Origin of the sequence: Amaricoccus sp., from assembly GCF_017993425.1 — a bacterium.
In the GTDB taxonomy this organism is placed as follows: domain Bacteria; phylum Pseudomonadota; class Alphaproteobacteria; order Rhodobacterales; family Rhodobacteraceae; genus Amaricoccus.
Map to the genome: position 1 here is coordinate 38,791 of NZ_JAGOMQ010000003.1, position 14,368 is coordinate 53,158.

Annotated in this window: 11 protein-coding genes; all 11 read left to right on the forward strand. The window is 74.3% G+C overall.

All coding sequences use genetic code 11. From position 1 onward, the window contains the following. Window positions 1-13 precede the first annotated feature (13 nt). The 11 genes from tssB to tssM all read left to right on the forward strand — a co-directional run bounded on the left by tssB (window position 14) and on the right by tssM (window position 14,326). Window positions 14-538, forward strand: coding sequence for a type VI secretion system contractile sheath small subunit (gene tssB, locus KBB57_RS02055; RefSeq protein ID WP_290746032.1), 525 nt, complete (start codon window positions 14-16; stop codon window positions 536-538). A gap of 3 nt (window positions 539-541) precedes the next feature. After that, window positions 542-2,047 (forward strand): type VI secretion system contractile sheath large subunit, encoded by a 1,506-nt coding sequence (gene tssC, locus KBB57_RS02060; protein ID WP_290746035.1) that lies wholly within the window; start codon window positions 542-544, stop codon window positions 2,045-2,047. Between the two features lie 41 nt (window positions 2,048-2,088). Beyond that, window positions 2,089-2,544: a type VI secretion system tube protein Hcp gene (locus KBB57_RS02065; RefSeq protein ID WP_290746038.1), complete on the forward strand. Its 456-nt coding sequence runs from the start codon at window positions 2,089-2,091 to the stop codon at window positions 2,542-2,544. Window positions 2,545-2,570: 26 nt separating this feature from the next. Further along, window positions 2,571-3,287 (forward strand): type VI secretion system baseplate subunit TssE, encoded by a 717-nt coding sequence (locus KBB57_RS02070; RefSeq protein WP_290746041.1) that lies wholly within the window; start codon window positions 2,571-2,573, stop codon window positions 3,285-3,287. A gap of 3 nt (window positions 3,288-3,290) precedes the next feature. Beyond that, window positions 3,291-5,150 (forward strand): type VI secretion system baseplate subunit TssF, encoded by a 1,860-nt coding sequence (gene tssF / locus KBB57_RS02075; RefSeq protein ID WP_290746044.1) that lies wholly within the window; start codon window positions 3,291-3,293, stop codon window positions 5,148-5,150. Continuing rightward, window positions 5,114-6,184 carry a type VI secretion system baseplate subunit TssG gene (gene tssG, locus KBB57_RS02080; protein WP_290746047.1) on the forward strand — a complete coding sequence of 357 codons (1,071 nt, stop codon included), beginning with the start codon at window positions 5,114-5,116 and terminating at the stop codon, window positions 6,182-6,184. Before tssF ends, tssG begins: the two co-directional genes overlap by 37 nt. Next, complete coding sequence (gene tagH, locus KBB57_RS02085) at window positions 6,181-7,497, forward strand: type VI secretion system-associated FHA domain protein TagH (protein ID WP_290746050.1); 1,317 nt, start codon at window positions 6,181-6,183, stop codon at window positions 7,495-7,497. The genes tssG and tagH overlap by 4 nt, the downstream gene beginning before the upstream one ends. Then, the gene (gene tssJ, locus KBB57_RS02090) at window positions 7,494-7,958 is read left to right on the forward strand and encodes a type VI secretion system lipoprotein TssJ (RefSeq protein ID WP_290746054.1); all 465 of its coding nucleotides are present in this window, start codon (window positions 7,494-7,496) and stop codon (window positions 7,956-7,958) included. Before tagH ends, tssJ begins: the two co-directional genes overlap by 4 nt. Before the next feature lie 35 nt (window positions 7,959-7,993). Further along, on the forward strand, window positions 7,994-9,325 hold the full coding sequence (gene tssK / locus KBB57_RS02095) for a type VI secretion system baseplate subunit TssK (RefSeq protein WP_290746057.1): 1,332 nt from the start codon (window positions 7,994-7,996) through the stop codon (window positions 9,323-9,325). A gap of 145 nt (window positions 9,326-9,470) precedes the next feature. Then, window positions 9,471-10,796: a type IVB secretion system protein IcmH/DotU gene (gene icmH, locus KBB57_RS02100; RefSeq protein WP_290746060.1), complete on the forward strand. Its 1,326-nt coding sequence runs from the start codon at window positions 9,471-9,473 to the stop codon at window positions 10,794-10,796. Beyond that, a complete protein-coding gene (tssM, locus tag KBB57_RS02105) occupies window positions 10,796-14,326 on the forward strand; it encodes a type VI secretion system membrane subunit TssM (protein ID WP_290746063.1) in 3,531 nt (1,176 codons plus the stop codon). The genes icmH and tssM overlap by 1 nt, the downstream gene beginning before the upstream one ends. Window positions 14,327-14,368: the final 42 nt, after the last annotated feature.

Genomic DNA, 14,368 nt, shown 5'->3' on the forward strand with positions numbered 1-14,368 from the left:
AGAGGGCCACGGGATGAGCGAAACCAAGGCGAAGGTGATCGAGCGCAATCGCGCGCCGCGCGTGCAGATCGCCTACGAGGTCGAGCATTACGGCAGTCCGACGACGATCGAGCTTCCCTTCGTCATGGGCGTGATGGCAGACCTCGCCGGCGCCTCCGAGACGGCGGAGGCCTCGAGGCAGGTGCAGGACCGCAAGTTCGTCGACGTCGACGCCGGCCGCTTCGGCAAGTTCATGGAGGCGCTCGGGCCGCGGGTGAAGGCGCGGGTGCGGAACGTCATGCCGAAGCCCGAGGGCGCCGAGGCCGAGGAGGAGATGTTCGTCGACCTGAGCTTCGGCTCGATGGGCGACTTCGCGCCCGACAAGGTGGCCGAGCAGGTGCCGCAGCTCGCCGAGCTGCTCCGGATGCGCCGGCAGCTCGTCGAGCTTCTCGGCTTCATGGACGGCCGCGTCGATGCGGAGAAGCGCATCGCGCAGCTCCTCAATAACGAGCCGTTGCTGCAGCAGGTCGCGGACGCCGCGATGAAGGCGGAGGAATAGGCGATGGCCGACGACAAGGAACCGGAAGGGCCGGGCGTCGCCGAGGCGCAGGCCGTCGATCTCGACGAGTTCAGCGAGCTGCTGGAGAAGGACTTCCGCGTCAAGAAGGACGACAGCGACCGGCTGAGGACGCTGGTGGCGAACCTTGCGGTGGCGGCGCGGGCGCGCTCGGAGGCGACGACGATCTCGTCGAACGCGATCAAGTCGATCAAGTCGCTGATCGCCGGCATCGACGGGATCCTGACGGAGCAGATGAACGAGATCCTGCACGCGCCCGAGGTGACGGCGCTTGAAGGGACCTGGCGGGGGCTCTGGTATCTCGTCAACAACACCGAGACGGACCAGAAGCTCAAGATCAAGGTGATGAACATCACCAAGACGGAGCTGGCCGACACCCTCGAGGATTACGAGGGGCAGATGTGGGACAAGAGCCCGCTGTTCAGCAAGGTCTATACGGACGAGTACTCGATGTTCGGCGGCGAGCCGTTCGGGGTGCTCCTCGGCGCCTACGAGTTCTCGAACCATCCGAAGGATGTCGGCCTGTTGCGCAACCTGTCGGGGATCTGCGCCTCGGCCCATGCGCCGTTCATCGGCGCCGCCTCGCCGCGGCTGTTCCGCATGGACAGCTGGCAGGAGCTGCCGAACCCGCAGGACCTGCAGCAGATCGTCTCGAACCCGTCCTACGCCTCGTGGCAGTCGCTGCGGGAGAGCGAGGATGCGCGGTATATCGGGCTGACCATGCCGCGGGTGCTGGCGCGGCTGCCCTACGGCGCGGACACGACGCCGGTGAAGGGGTTCTCCTTCGAGGAGGTGGCCGACGACCACGAGAGGTACGTGTGGATGAACGCGGCCTTCCCGATGGGGGTGAACATCAACCGGAGCCACAAGCTCTTCGGCTGGGGGACGCAGATCCGCGGGGTGGAGAACGGCGGGGCGGTGATGAACCTGCCGGTGCATTCCTTCCCGACCGACGACGGGTCGATCGCGATGAAGTGCCCGACCGAGGTGGCGATCGACGACCGGCGCGAGGCCGAGCTGGCGAAGCTCGGGCTGATGCCGATCCTGCACCGCAAGAACACCGACCTCGCGGCCTTCATCGGCGCGCATTCGCTGCAGGACGACGAGGCGCGGGCCGGGCGGCTGGTCGATCCCGACGCGCAGGCCAACGAGCGGCTGAGCGCGAACCTGCCCTACCTGTTCCCGGTGTCGCGGTTCGCGCATTACCTGAAGGCGATCGCGCGGGACAAGGTCGGCTCGTTCAAGGAGCGGGCGGACATGCAGGTGTGGCTGACCGAGTGGATCAACCGCTACGTGCTGAACAACCCCGCCTTCGCCGACGACAAGGCCCGCGCCAAGCGGCCGCTGGCCGCGGCGGAGGTGCAGGTCGACAGCGTCGAGGGGCGGCCCGGCTACTACGCGGCGCGGTTCTACCTGCGGCCGCACTACCAGCTCGAGGGGATCAATGCGTCGCTGCGGCTGGTCTCGGAGCTGCCCTCGATGAAGCAGTGAGGCGCGATTACGCCTGATTTGAGAGAGCAAGGGGATTTGCGATGAAGATCGACGGCTTTCTGAAGGTTCCGGACTGCCCCGGCCCGAGCACGCGCGACGGGCACGAGGAGGAGATCGAGATCCACGCGATCAGGTTCACCATGGAGGCGCCCTACGACCCGAACACCTTCGGGCGGCGCGGCCGGGTGGCGATGGGGCTCGTCACCTTCGTGAAGTACTGCGACATGGCGACGCCGCCGCTGGCGCAGGCGCTGTTCCAGAACAAGACCCTCGACGAGGTGAAGTTCACCGCCCGGCGCACCATCGAGGGCGAGACGGTCGACTACTTCACGATCACGTTGACCAAGGCGACGATCCTCAAGTTCGACATGCACCAGCCGGAGGAGGCGGCGGAGGCCGACCTGATCGAGGAGGACGTCTCCTTCGCCTATCAGAAGATCGAGCTGCTCTACGTCGACGGCGACCCGCAGCCCATGGACGTCCAGGTCGGCAAATGACCGCCCGGGTTCCGTGAGGGCGCGGCGTGGAAGGCGGCGCCGAGGGCATCCGGGCGACCCGCGAGGCGGCGCAGCCGTCGCTGTGGGACCGGCTGGCCAACGACCTCCCCGGCGTGCAGTCGGAGATCGCCGGGCTGGAGGCCGCGCTGGCCGCGGCCCTCGGGGGCGAGCGCGTGGCGGCGCTCGTCGCCGGCGGGCCGCGGGCGATCGAGGCGGAGGCGGGGCTGGGGCCGGCCGAGCGGCGGGGGCTGATGCGGCTCGTCGGGCTCGGGCGGCGGCGGGCGGAGCTGGAGGCGCGGGGCATCGTCGTCTCGGCGGACGTGCTGCGCCGGGCGGTCTGCCGCGACATCCAGGCGCTCTTCAACGCCGAGCGCTTCGACGCGCGGCCGCTCTGGAGCGACCGCGAGGCGGCGCTGGCCGGGGACGACCCGCCGTCGCTGGCGGATTTTCCCGAGGTGCGGCGGAGCGTGGTCAACTTCGGCGTGCCGCCCTTTGCCGGGCGCTCGGCGCGGGACTTCGACCGCGAGGGGCTGGCGCGGGAGATCAAGGCGATCCTCGCCGCCTTCGAGCCGCGGTTGCGCGAGAGCGCGACGAAGGTCACCGTCTCGACCGGCGAGCGGAGCGGGCTCGCGATCGAGATCGACGCGCTCCTGATCATGGCGCCGGCTCCGGAGCGGCTGCGGCTCCGGACGATGGTCGACCTCGACAGCGGCCATGCCGAGACCCGGATCGCGGACGGCTAGGCGATGGACCGGGTGTTTCTCGAGTATTACGAGGACGAGCTCGCCCACTTGCGCCGCCTCGCCGTCGAGTTCGCCGACCTGCATCCCTCGGTGGCGCGGAACCTGTCGCTCGATACGGTCCCCTGTCCCGACCCTTACGTGGAGCGGCTGCTCGAGGGGGTGGCCTGGCTCGCGGCGCGGACGCGGCTGCGGCTCGACGGGGAGGCGTCGCGATTCGCGCGGGCGACGCTCGACGCGCTCTATCCCGACCTCGTCGCGCCGGGGCCGGCGGTGGGCCTGGTGACGCTGCGGCCCGGGCGGCAGGTGCAGGGGATGGCCGGCGGCCACGTGGTTGCGCGGGGGGCGCGGCTGGTGGCGGGGCTGCGGCCGGGGCTCGCCACGCGGGCGACCTATGTCACGGCGCAGGACGTGACGCTGTGGCCGCTGGAGATCGCCGGCTGCGACTACGTGCGCGACCGGGCCGGCCTCGCGGCCGCGGGGATCGCCGCGCCGGGGGCGGAGGCGGCGCTGCGGGTGACGCTGGCGCGGGTGGGGCCGGGGAGCCTCGCCGAGCTGGCGCTCGACCGGCTGGACCTGCATTTCCGCGGCCATGCGCCGGCGCTCTTCGACGCGCTCTACGGCGCGGTGGTCGCCGTGGGCGCGCGGCCGGCGGGCGGCGCGCCGGGGCCGCTCGCGCCGGCCGGGATGCCGGAGATGGTCGGGATCGCCGACGCCGAGGCGCTGCTGCCGCGGACGCGGGCGGGCTTCGAGGGCTATCGGCTGCTGCGCGAATATTTCCTGATGCCGGAGCGGTTCCATTTCGTCCGTGTCGCGGGGCTCGGCCCGGCGGTGCGGCGGTCGGACCGGGCGGTCGAGCTGGCGTTCCTGCTGCGCCGGCCGGCGCCGGAGCTGGCCGACGTGACGCCGGGCGACCTCGGGCTTTTCGTGACGCCGGTGGTCAACCTCTTCGAGCGCGACTGCGACGTCATCGACGTCGATCCGCGGCGGACGCGGCAGGTGCTCCATGCCGACCGCACCCGGGCGCGCGACTTCGAGATCTGCCGGGTGCTCAAGGTCGAGGACGCCGATGCGGACGGACCCTCGGCGGAGCTGCCGGCGCTGTTCGGGCTCGCCGCTGCGCCGGCCTCCGGCTGGATGCACTCGGCCGAGCGGCGGCCGCGGCGCCCCGCGGAGGACGAGCGCCGGCAGGGCCAGCTCCGCAGCTCCTATGCCGGCGACGACGTGTTCCTGTCGCTGTCGCGGCCGCCGGGGGCCGCGGGTCGGCCGCTGCGGCGGCTGGCGGTGCGGGCGCTGTGCAGCAACCGCGACCTCGCGCTCCTCGACGACAGCCCGGCGCTGACGCTCGATTCCGGCGATCCGGTCGAGGCGGTTTCGCTGATCGGCACGCTCAGGCCGCCGCGGCCGTCGCTTGCCGCCGCGCCGCCGCGGGCGCTCGCCGGCGAGACGCGGGCGGACGAGCTGGCCTGGCGGCTGGTGGCGCAGCTGTCGCTGGATTTCCTCGGCCTGGCCGAGGGGCCGCGCGGGGCGGAGCCGCTGCGGGCGCTGGTCGGGCTCTATGCCGATCGCGGCGACCAGGCGCTGGCGGCCCATGCGCGGGCGCTGGCGCGGGTCGAGGCGCGGCCGGTGCTGGAGCGGCTGCCGCTCGCCGGGCCGATGTGCTTCGGCCGCGGCACGGAGGTGACGCTGACGGTCGACGAGGCGGCGCTGGCCGGGCACGCGGCGCTGCTGCTGCCGGCGGTGCTCGCCCAGCTCTTCGCGCGCTACGCGGCGATCAACGCCTTCGTGCGCACCCGCATCCGGCTCGTCCAGCGACAGGAGGAGGCAGCATGGCCGATGACGCCGGGCCGACGCCCGACGATCTGACCGCTTCCGTCGCCGACGCCGGCCCGGGCGGGCTGGAGTTGGGAGGGCTGGCGTTGGGAGGGCTGGAGGCGAGCGAGCTGCTGCGCCGGCTGGAGCGCGGCGGCGGGCGGTTCGGCCATGCCGGGCCGCCGGCGCGCGAGCCGGCCCGGCTCGGCCAGCAGCTGCGGCTCGCCTTCGCCACGCGGGACGTCGCGGAGGTCGTGCCCGGGGCGGAGGGGCGGCCGGCGCGGGTCGTCGTCGCCTCGCCCGGGCTGCTCGGCCCGGAGGGGCCGCTGCCGCTCCACCTGAGCGGCTGGGTGCTGGAGCGGCTGTCGCAGCGCTGGTTCGCGGCGGGGACGGAGGGGGGCGCGACCAGCGACACCACCTTCCTCGACTTCGCCAACATGCTCCAGCATCGGCAGATCGCGCTGTTCTACCGGGCCTGGGCGGATGCCCGGCCGGAGGTGCAGGCCGAGCGGGCGGGCGGCGGGCGGCCGCGGGCGATCGTGGCGGCGCTGGCCGGGATGGGGCTGCCGGGGACAGCGGACCCGGAGCTCGGGGCGTTGCGGCTGGCGCTGGCGCCGGCGCTGGCGCGGCAGGTGCAGGGGCCGGAGCGGCTGACCGGGCTCCTCGCCGCGGCCCTCGCCGTGCCGGTGGCGCTGGCGGAGTTCGTGGGCGCCTGGACGCCGGTTCCGGCGCGGTTGCAGACGCGGCTCGGCGGGGCGGCCGCGGCGCTGGGGCGGGGGGCGACGACGGGGCCGCGGACGTTCCGGCGGCAGGACCGGATCGAGGTCCGGCTGGGGCCGCTGACGCGGGGCGAGTTCGAGCGGTTCCTGCCTGGGGGCGCGGGGCTGGCGACGCTGGCGGCGGCGACGCGGCGCATCCTCGGCGACACGCTGGAGGTGGCGGCGCGGCTGGCGCTGCGGCCGGGCGAGGTTCCGGCGGCGCGGCTCGGCGCGACGCGGCTCGGGCGCGACGGCTGGCTGGCGCCGCAAGCGGGCCTCGGGGCGGAGCTGCGGCTCGGCCGGCTGGTCGCGGGCGAGGGGGCGTCATGAGCGTGGTGCTGACCCTCGAGGGCGGGCCGCGGCCGCAGGCGGTGCGGCAGATGCGGCTCGACGCGGGCGCGCTGGTGATCGGCCGCGGCGCCGAGGCCGACTGGCGGATCGACGATCCCGACATGTTCGTCTCGCGGGCGCATTGCACGATCGCGGCGGGGCCGGACGGCTATGTGGTGACGGACACCTCGACCGGCGGGCTCTTCGTCGACCAGGCGCGGGCGCCGCTCGGCAAGGGGAACGCCGCGCGGCTCGCCGACGGGATGCGGCTCAGGCTCGGCGACTACGTGGTGAGCGTGGCGCTGCGCGACGCGGCGGGCGCGTCGGCGGGGGCGCCGCGGGAGGCGGCTGCGGCGGGGTTCGACGACTTCTTCGCGCCGCGCGCCGCGGAGCCGGCGCCGGCCCGGCCCGCGAGCCTGCCCGATCCGTTCGATGCGCCGTCGCGCCCGGACTACGCCGAGCCGGAGGAGCGCGCGGAGCGGACCGGGCTGCCGGTCTTCGACGATCCGTTCACCCTCGATCCCTGTCCCGCCGCGCCGTCTGGCGGCGGGTTCAGCTTCGATCCCGGCCCCGCCGCGCCGACCCCGGCGCCGTCTGGCGGCGGGTTCAGCTTCGACTGGGACGCGCCGGCGCCGGCCGTCGAGACGCCGGCGCCGGAGCCGAGGCGGGAGGCGGCTCGGCCGCCGCCGGAGCCGGCGCCTGTCCCGCCGCCCCGTCCGGCGGCGCTGTCGGCGGATGCGGGGCGGGCGGCGTTCCGGCGCGGGCTGGGGCTCGACCCGGGCGCGCCGGCGGCGGACGTGGAAGCGGAGATGGAGGCGCTGGGGCGGGCGTATCGGCTGATGGTCGAGGGCTACATGCACCTCCTGCGCAAGCGCGCCGAGGAGAAGGGCGAGGCGCGGGTGGCGCAGACCACGATCGGGGCCGTGTTGGTCAATCCGCTGAAGTTCATGCCGAACGCCGATGCGGCGCTCGACGTCATGCTGGCCGGGCGGGCCGGCTTCCTCGGGCCGGAGGCGGCGGCGCAGGGCGCGGTGCGCGACCTCGCGCAGCACCATGTCGCGGCGTGGCGGGGGGTGCAGGCGGCGCTCCGGCGGATGATCGACCGTTTCGCGCCGGCGGCGCTGGAGGAGGAGCTGAAGCAGCGCTCGGCGCTGGAGACGCTGCTCGCCGGCGGGCGGCGGGCGAAGCTCTGGGAGCTTTACGAGGCGCGGTATCGCGAGATCGCCCGGAGCGCGGAGACGCGCTTCCTCGGCGAGGTCGGGACCGACTTCCGCGACGCCTACGAGAGGGGCGGGGAGGAGAAGGGGGAATGACGATGATGATGCGTCGGACGATGCTGGTCCTGACCGGGGCGGCCGGGCTGGTCGCCGCCTGCGGCGGGCCGCCGGGGCCGTCGGCGGTGACGCTCGCGTTCACGGCGCAGCCGGGGGCGAACCCCGGGCCGGACGGCGTGGACCGGCCGATCACGGTGCAGATCCTGCGGCTGCGCGATCCGGGCGCCTTCGCGACGGCGGACATGTTCGCGCTGACCGCCGATCCGGCGGCGGCGCTGCCCACCGACATTGTCGGCATCGACCAGGTGGCGCTGCAGGCGGGCGCGTCGGTGACCAAGGCGATCTCGGTCGAGCCGGAGGCGACGGCGGTGGGGCTCATCGCGCTCCTGCGCGAGCCGGGCAGCAAGGTGTGGCGGACGAGCTTCCCGGTGTCGCCGGGCTCGAAGGTGAAGGGCGCGGTGACGCTGGGGCCGGGCGGCATGACGCTCGCGCTCGGCTGACGGGGCAGAGGCAGGGAACAGGCAGGGGCAAGGGCATGGCCGAGGCGGACAAGGTGCTGTGGTCGGAGGGCCTTTTCCTCCGGCCGCAGCATTTCCAGCAGCAGGACCGCCATGTCGAGGCGCTGGTGCGGGCGATCCTCGCCGCGGCGCCGCTGCCGGCCTTCGGCTTCCGCGAGGTGAGCGTCGACCGGGCGCTGCTGGAGACGGGGCGCGTGGCGGTGGTCTCGGCGCGCGGGGTGTTCCCCGACGGCACGCCGTTCGCGATCCCCGAGACGATGGACCCGCCCGAGCCCGTGGCGATCCTGAGGGACACGCCGCCCGGGCCGGTGCTGCTGGCGCTGCCGCTGGAGTCGCCGGGGGGCGCGACCTTCGATCCGGCCCATGCCGCGCCGAGCGGGGCGCGGTTCCGCGGCCGGATCGAGCGGCTGCGCGACGCGGTGGCGGGCGGGGCCGAGCCGGAGGAGGTGGAGCTGGCGCGGCCGCAGGCGCTGCTGCTGGCGCCGGGGCGCGACCCGGGCGGCTACGCGACGCTGCCGGTCGCGGGCGTGGCCGGCCTGCGGGCCGACGGGGGCGTGGCGCTGGCGGAGGGGTTCCTGCCGCCGGCGCTGGCGATCGCGGCGGCGCCCGAGTATGCGAGCCTGCTGATCGAGACGATCGCGGGGCTCGACCGCGTGGCGGAGGCGCATGGGCCGGTGGTCCTCGCGCGCGCAGGGAGGAACGTCGAGAACCTGCTGGCGCTGGAGCTCGCCAATATGGCGCGGCCGCGGCTGGCGCATCTGCTGGCGCAGAACGGCTGCCATCCCTCGGACCTGTTCCTGGAGCTGGCGGGGCTGGCGGGGCGGATGGCGACCTATGGGGCGGGCTCGCGGCGGATGGCGGAGCTGCCGGCCTATGAACATCTCGCGCCCGGGCCGGCCTTCGCGGCGCTGACGGACACGCTGAGGTCGCTGATCCTGACCCTGCGCTACGTCGAGCCGAAGTCGCGGGCGTTGGAGGTGAGGAAGCACGAGACCAACGTCTGGAAGGTGCGGCTCGAGCCGGGGCTGCTCGCGGCCAGCCGCATCGTGCTCCGGGTCGGCTCGGATATGTCGGAGGAGGCGCTGCGGCGCATCTTCGTCAATCAGGTCACCGTCGGCTCGCCGGACGAGTTTCCCGGGCTGTGGAGGTCGCGTCTGCGCGGCATCCGGTTGAAGCCGCTGCATTCCCAGCCGCGGGAGATCCCTTATGACGGCGACCGGCTGTGCCTGGAGCTCGACCGGGGGAGCGAGCACTTCGCCTCGCTGGCGGAGGCGCCGGGGTTCATGATCGGCGTCGCGGGGGTGCTGCCCGCCGAGCCGACGCTCGACTGCTACGCGGTCAGGAGGTGAGCGTGGAGCGCCGGGCGGCCTTGGGAGTCCGGGAGCGCGAGCGCCGCCGTGTGTCCGTCGCCTGGCTCGTGCGCCGCGCAGGCAAGAGCGATGCGCGTCGCACATGCAAGGGCCGGGGCCTCCGGGCGGCGGCAGGCATGGTCCGATGAGCGACGACGACCCCTTCGGGCTCTCAGAGGATTTCGGCCGCACCCGGGTCCGGCCGCCGCCCTCGGGCGCGCGGCGGGCAGCGGCGGCGCCGGCCGCGCCGGTGGTGCGCGACCGGGCGCATCCCAATCCGTTCGTCGTCGCCTTCGGGCCGCTCCTCGAGTTCGCCCCGGAGCTGGAGGCGGCGCAGGCCCCGGACGATTCCGACCTGCTGCGCGCCCGGCTGGAGCGCGAGCTGGTCGCCGGGCGCGACGCGGCGGTGGCGGCCGGGGCGCCGATGGCGCGGGCCGACGCGGCCGCCTGGGCGGTGGCGGCGCTGCTCGACGACCTCGCCATCAACACGCCCTGGGGCGGGGCCAGCGCCTGGCCGAGCCAGCCGCTTCTCAACGCGCTCTACGGCCATGTCGACGCCGGGGAGCAGTTCTTCACCCGGCTGGAGACGCTGGAGCGCCACCCGAGCCGTGACCGCGACCTGCTGGAGCTGCATTACCTCTGCCTCGCGCTCGGCTTCCGCGGCAAGTACCGGGTGCCCGGTCGGGCCGGCGACCGGCCGCTCGCCGCGGTCAGGACGGCCGCCGCGGCGGCGCTGCGCGATCCGGAGACCGAGGCCGCGCCGCTGTCGCCGCACTGGCGCGGGGTGATCGCGCCCGACGCGCCGCGCCGCTTCGCCGCGCCGATCTGGGTGCTCGCCGTCGCGGCGCTGGCGCTCGTCACGGCGATCTATGTCGGCCTGTCGCTCCGCCTCGCCGGCCGGTCGGAGGAGCTGGCGCTGCTCGCCCGCGCCGTGCCGCCGCCGGAGCGCGCCGAGGTGTTCCGCGTCGAGACGACGGCGGCCGCGGCCCCGCCCGAGGCGTTGCAGCCGGTCGAGTTCGAGCTCTTGCCCGCCTTCGTCGCCGCCGCGCCCGAGGGGCTGCGCCCGGCGCTCGGCGGCCGCGAGAGCGTCTCGCTGACCACGCTCGTCATCCAGTGGACCGACCCGGAGGTGTTCCAGTCGGCCCGCGCCGCGCTCACCCCCGGCTTCGAGCCGCTGATCGCCGCGCTGGCGCAGGTGATCGTCGAGAACGCCGACGTCATCGGCGGCGTCACGGTCGTCGGCCATACCGACTCGATCCCGCTGCAATCCTCGAACCCGCTCAGCTCGAACCAGCGCCTGTCGGAGGCGCGCGCCGAGACCATCGCCAGGCTCCTCGTCGCCGGCGGCGTGCCGGCGGAGCTGGTTCATGCCGAGGGCCGCGCCGCGACCGAGCCCGTCGCCGACAACGGCACGCGGCAGGGCAGGGCGCTCAACCGCCGGGTCGAGGTGCTGGTGGAGAAGCGGATCTGATGGCCATCCTGCGCTTCCTCTGGTCAATCGTCTCGTCCCGCTGGCTCTGGACCGCGATCGGCCTCGTGCTGCTCTCGGCGCTGATCTGGCTGTGGGGCCCGGCGCTGGCCTTCGGCGAGGCGGCGCCGCTCGCATCAGAAGGCGTCCGCCTCGGGCTGATCGGGGCGCTGCTCGTCTCCTGGCTCCTGTGGCTGATCCTGTCGCGGCGGCGGGCGATGCGCGCCAACCGCCTGTTCGTCGCCGAGCTGGCGCAGGCGCCGGAGAAGCCGAATGCGCCCGGCGAGGAGAACGTCGCCGCCGTCGGCGCGAAGTTCCGCGAGGTGCTGGCCGAGCTGCGCCGCCGCAAGCTCGGCGGCCGGCGCTTCCTGCGCGAGATGCCGTGGTACGTGATCATCGGCCCGCCGGCGACCGGCAAGACCACGGCGCTGCGGCAGTCGGGGCTCTCCTTCCCGATCGACCTGACCGACGACCTCCAGGGCGTGGGCGGCACCCGCAACTGCGACTGGTTCTTCACCGAGGATGCGGTGCTGATCGACACCGCGGGCCGCTACGTGCTGCAGGAGAGCCAGCCCGAGGTCGACGCCGCCGAGTGGATGGGCTTCCTCGACCTCCTGAAGAGGCATCGCGGGCGCCGCGCGCTCAACGGGGTGATCGTCGCGCTCTCGGTCGAGACGCTCTCCGACGGCGACGCGGCGATCCGCGCCCACGGAGGCGAGATCCGCAAGCGGCTGAACGAGTTGCAGCTGAAGCTCGAGATGCGGCTGCCGGTCTATCTGATGCTGACCAAGGCCGACCTCGTCGCCGGGTTCGAGCCGTTCTTCGGCGAGCTGACCACCGCCCAGCGCGAGCAGGTCTGGGGCGCGACCTTCGCCCCCGGCGCCCGCGTCGACGGGGCCGAGGCGGCGCGCGAGCTGGTCGGGCTCGCGGCGGAGCTGGAGCGGCGGATCGTGCCGCGGCTGGAGGCCGAGGAGCGGGCCTCCGTCCGCGCCGAGACCTTCCGCTTCCCCGCCCAGGTGGCGAGCCTCGCCGAGCCGCTGCGGATCCTCGTCGACAAGGTCTTCGGCGAGAGCCGCTACGAGGAGAGCGCCTGGCTGCGCGGCGTCTACCTGACCTCGGCGACGCAGGAGGGCGCGCCGATCGACCGGCTGACGGCGGCGCTCGCCTCGTCGTTCGGCCTGCCCGCCGGCCCGCCGCCGCCGCGCCAGCGCACCGAGCGGCGGAGCTTCTTCCTCAAGGACCTGATGACCGAGGTCGTGTTCAAGGAGGCCGGGCTCGGCGTGCTCGACCCCGCGGCCGAGGAGCGGCGGACCTGGATCTGGCGCGGCGCGGCGGTCGCCTGCGCCGCGGCGGCGCTGGCGGCGGGGCTCGTCTTCACCCTCGCCTACCTCTCGGGCCGCGGCGCGGCGGCGGCGCAGGCGGCGGCGCTGGAGCGCCTGCAGGCGACGCTCGCGCCGGTGGCGGCGCGGCAGGCCCCGGTCGATCCGCTCGACCTCGACGTGGCGCTGGAGGCGATGACCACGATCGAGAACGCCGCCGTCCCGGCGCCCGGCGGGCTCGCCGGCGCCGTCGGCCCCTCGCCGGCGGCGGAGATGGCGGCCGCGCAGGCGACGGCCTACGAGCGGGGGCTGAGGAACATCCTCGAGCCGCGGATGGTGGCGCTCCTCGAGGCGACGATGTGGCGGCATGTCCGCGACCCGGACTTCCTGCTCGACGCGCTGAAGACCTACCGGATGATGACCGGCCTCGCCCAGATGGACCCGGCCTTCGCCGCCGAGTGGTGGACGACGCGCCTGCCGGAGTTCGCTCCGCTGAACCCGTTCCCGACGGCCGCCGCGGCCGATCACCAGGTCGCGGCGCTGCGGCGGATGGCGGTCGAGGAGAGCTACATCGCCCCCGACGAGGCGCTGGTCGGGCAGGCGCTCGCCTCGATCTGCTCGATCCCGCTCTCGGTGCGCGCCTACAACGCGCTCCGCTCCGACCCGGCCGCGGTGGCGCTCGAGGACTGGATTCCGGCCGCCCATGCCGGGCCGAACGGGCCGCGCGTGTTCACCCGGATCTCCGGCAAGACGCTGCGGGTGGGGATCGACGGCGTCTACACCTATGCCGGCTTCCACGACGTGGTGCTGGCGCGGATCGACGACGTGGCCGCGCAGGCGGCGCTCGACCGCTCGGTCTTCGCCGGCGGCTGCCCGGAGAGCTCCGACCCTTCGGTGACGGCGCTCGCCGACGACATCATGAAGCTCTACTACGAGGACTTCATCGCCCGGTGGGACGGGCTCCTGCGCGACATCCGCCTCGCGCCGTTCACCGACCTGACCGTGGCCGGCGACAACCTCAAGGATCTCTCCAGCGCCGATTCCGCGCTGCGCCGGCTGGTGACGGCGGTGGCGGCGGAGACCGACCTCGCCCGCCCGGCCGACGCCGGGGCGGCGGGGGGGCCGCCGCCCAAGGCCGCCTCGAAGATCCTCGCCAAGCTCGGCAAGCTCGGCAAGCTCGCCAAGCAGGGCGCGAAGCTCGTCCCCGCCGCGGGCGCCGCCTCGCAGGGGGCGGTCAGCGGCCAGCTCGTCTCCGACCACTTCAAGCCGATCCGCGCCGCGGTGCAGGAGACCGACGGCCAGCCGCCGCTCCTGACCGACGTCGAGGCGGCGCTGACCGCGCTCTCGAACGTGCTGCAGACGGTGGCGGCGAGCCCGAACCCGGAGGAGGCGATCAAGCAGCAGGGCGGCCTCGCCGAGCTGACCGGGCAGGTGGCGAACCAGGCGGCGATCCTGCCCGACCCGCTCGACGACTGGCTGGCGGGGATCGCCGGGGACACGATCGGGCTGACCGAGGCGGCGGTGGTGTCGCGGCTGAACGCGATCTGGAAGGCCGACGGCAAGCCGCTCTGCGACGCGGCCCTGGCCACGCGCTACCCCTTCGTGCGCGGCTCGATGATCGACGTGACGCTCCTCGACTTCCAGCGCATGTTCGGGCCGGGCGGCGTCTTCGACGCCTTCACCAACGACGAGCTCGCGCCCTACATCGACACGGCGAGCCGCCCCTGGCGCTGGCGGTCCGACCTGCGTCGCGACCCCGCGACGCTCGTCCCCTTCGAGAAGGCGCGCCGGCTGCGCAACGCCCTCTTCGCCGGCGGATCGGGTCCGGTGATGGCGTTCACCGTGCAGCCGACGCTGTTGTCGCCCAATGCGGCGCGGATGACCCTGAATATCGGCGGGACGGCGCTGATCTTCTACGGCAACCCGCTGCTGGCCGTGCCGGTGACCTGGCCGGGCGAGGCCGGCGCGGTCTTTACCGCGACGTTCTATCCCGCCGACGGCTCGCCCGAGGTCATGATGAACCAGAGCGGCGACTGGGCCTTGCTGCGGGTTCTCCAGGCGAACCGGCTTTCGCCGACCGCCCAGCCGGAGGTCTTCACGCTCCGCCTCGGCAAGGGCGGCTACTGGGCCGACCTCGAGCTCCGCGCCGCCTCGGTCGAGAACGCGCTCGACCTCTCGATCTTCGAGGGCTTCGCATGCCCCTCCCAGATCTGACCCGCCCCCCGTCGCTGCACGGGCGATCCTCCCCCGAGGCCC

Coding starts and splice junctions, on each gene's coding strand:
- tssB (WP_290746032.1), top strand. CDS start 14: ATGAGCGAAACCAAGGCGAAGGTGATCGAGCGCAATCGCGCGCCGCGC.
- tssC (WP_290746035.1), top strand. CDS start 542: ATGGCCGACGACAAGGAACCGGAAGGGCCGGGCGTCGCCGAGGCGCAG.
- KBB57_RS02065 (WP_290746038.1), top strand. CDS start 2,089: ATGAAGATCGACGGCTTTCTGAAGGTTCCGGACTGCCCCGGCCCGAGC.
- tssF (WP_290746044.1), top strand. CDS start 3,291: ATGGACCGGGTGTTTCTCGAGTATTACGAGGACGAGCTCGCCCACTTG.
- tssG (WP_290746047.1), top strand. CDS start 5,114: ATGGCCGATGACGCCGGGCCGACGCCCGACGATCTGACCGCTTCCGTC.
- tagH (WP_290746050.1), top strand. CDS start 6,181: ATGAGCGTGGTGCTGACCCTCGAGGGCGGGCCGCGGCCGCAGGCGGTG.
- tssJ (WP_290746054.1), top strand. CDS start 7,494: ATGACGATGATGATGCGTCGGACGATGCTGGTCCTGACCGGGGCGGCC.
- tssK (WP_290746057.1), top strand. CDS start 7,994: ATGGCCGAGGCGGACAAGGTGCTGTGGTCGGAGGGCCTTTTCCTCCGG.
- icmH (WP_290746060.1), top strand. CDS start 9,471: ATGAGCGACGACGACCCCTTCGGGCTCTCAGAGGATTTCGGCCGCACC.
- tssM (WP_290746063.1), top strand. CDS start 10,796: ATGGCCATCCTGCGCTTCCTCTGGTCAATCGTCTCGTCCCGCTGGCTC.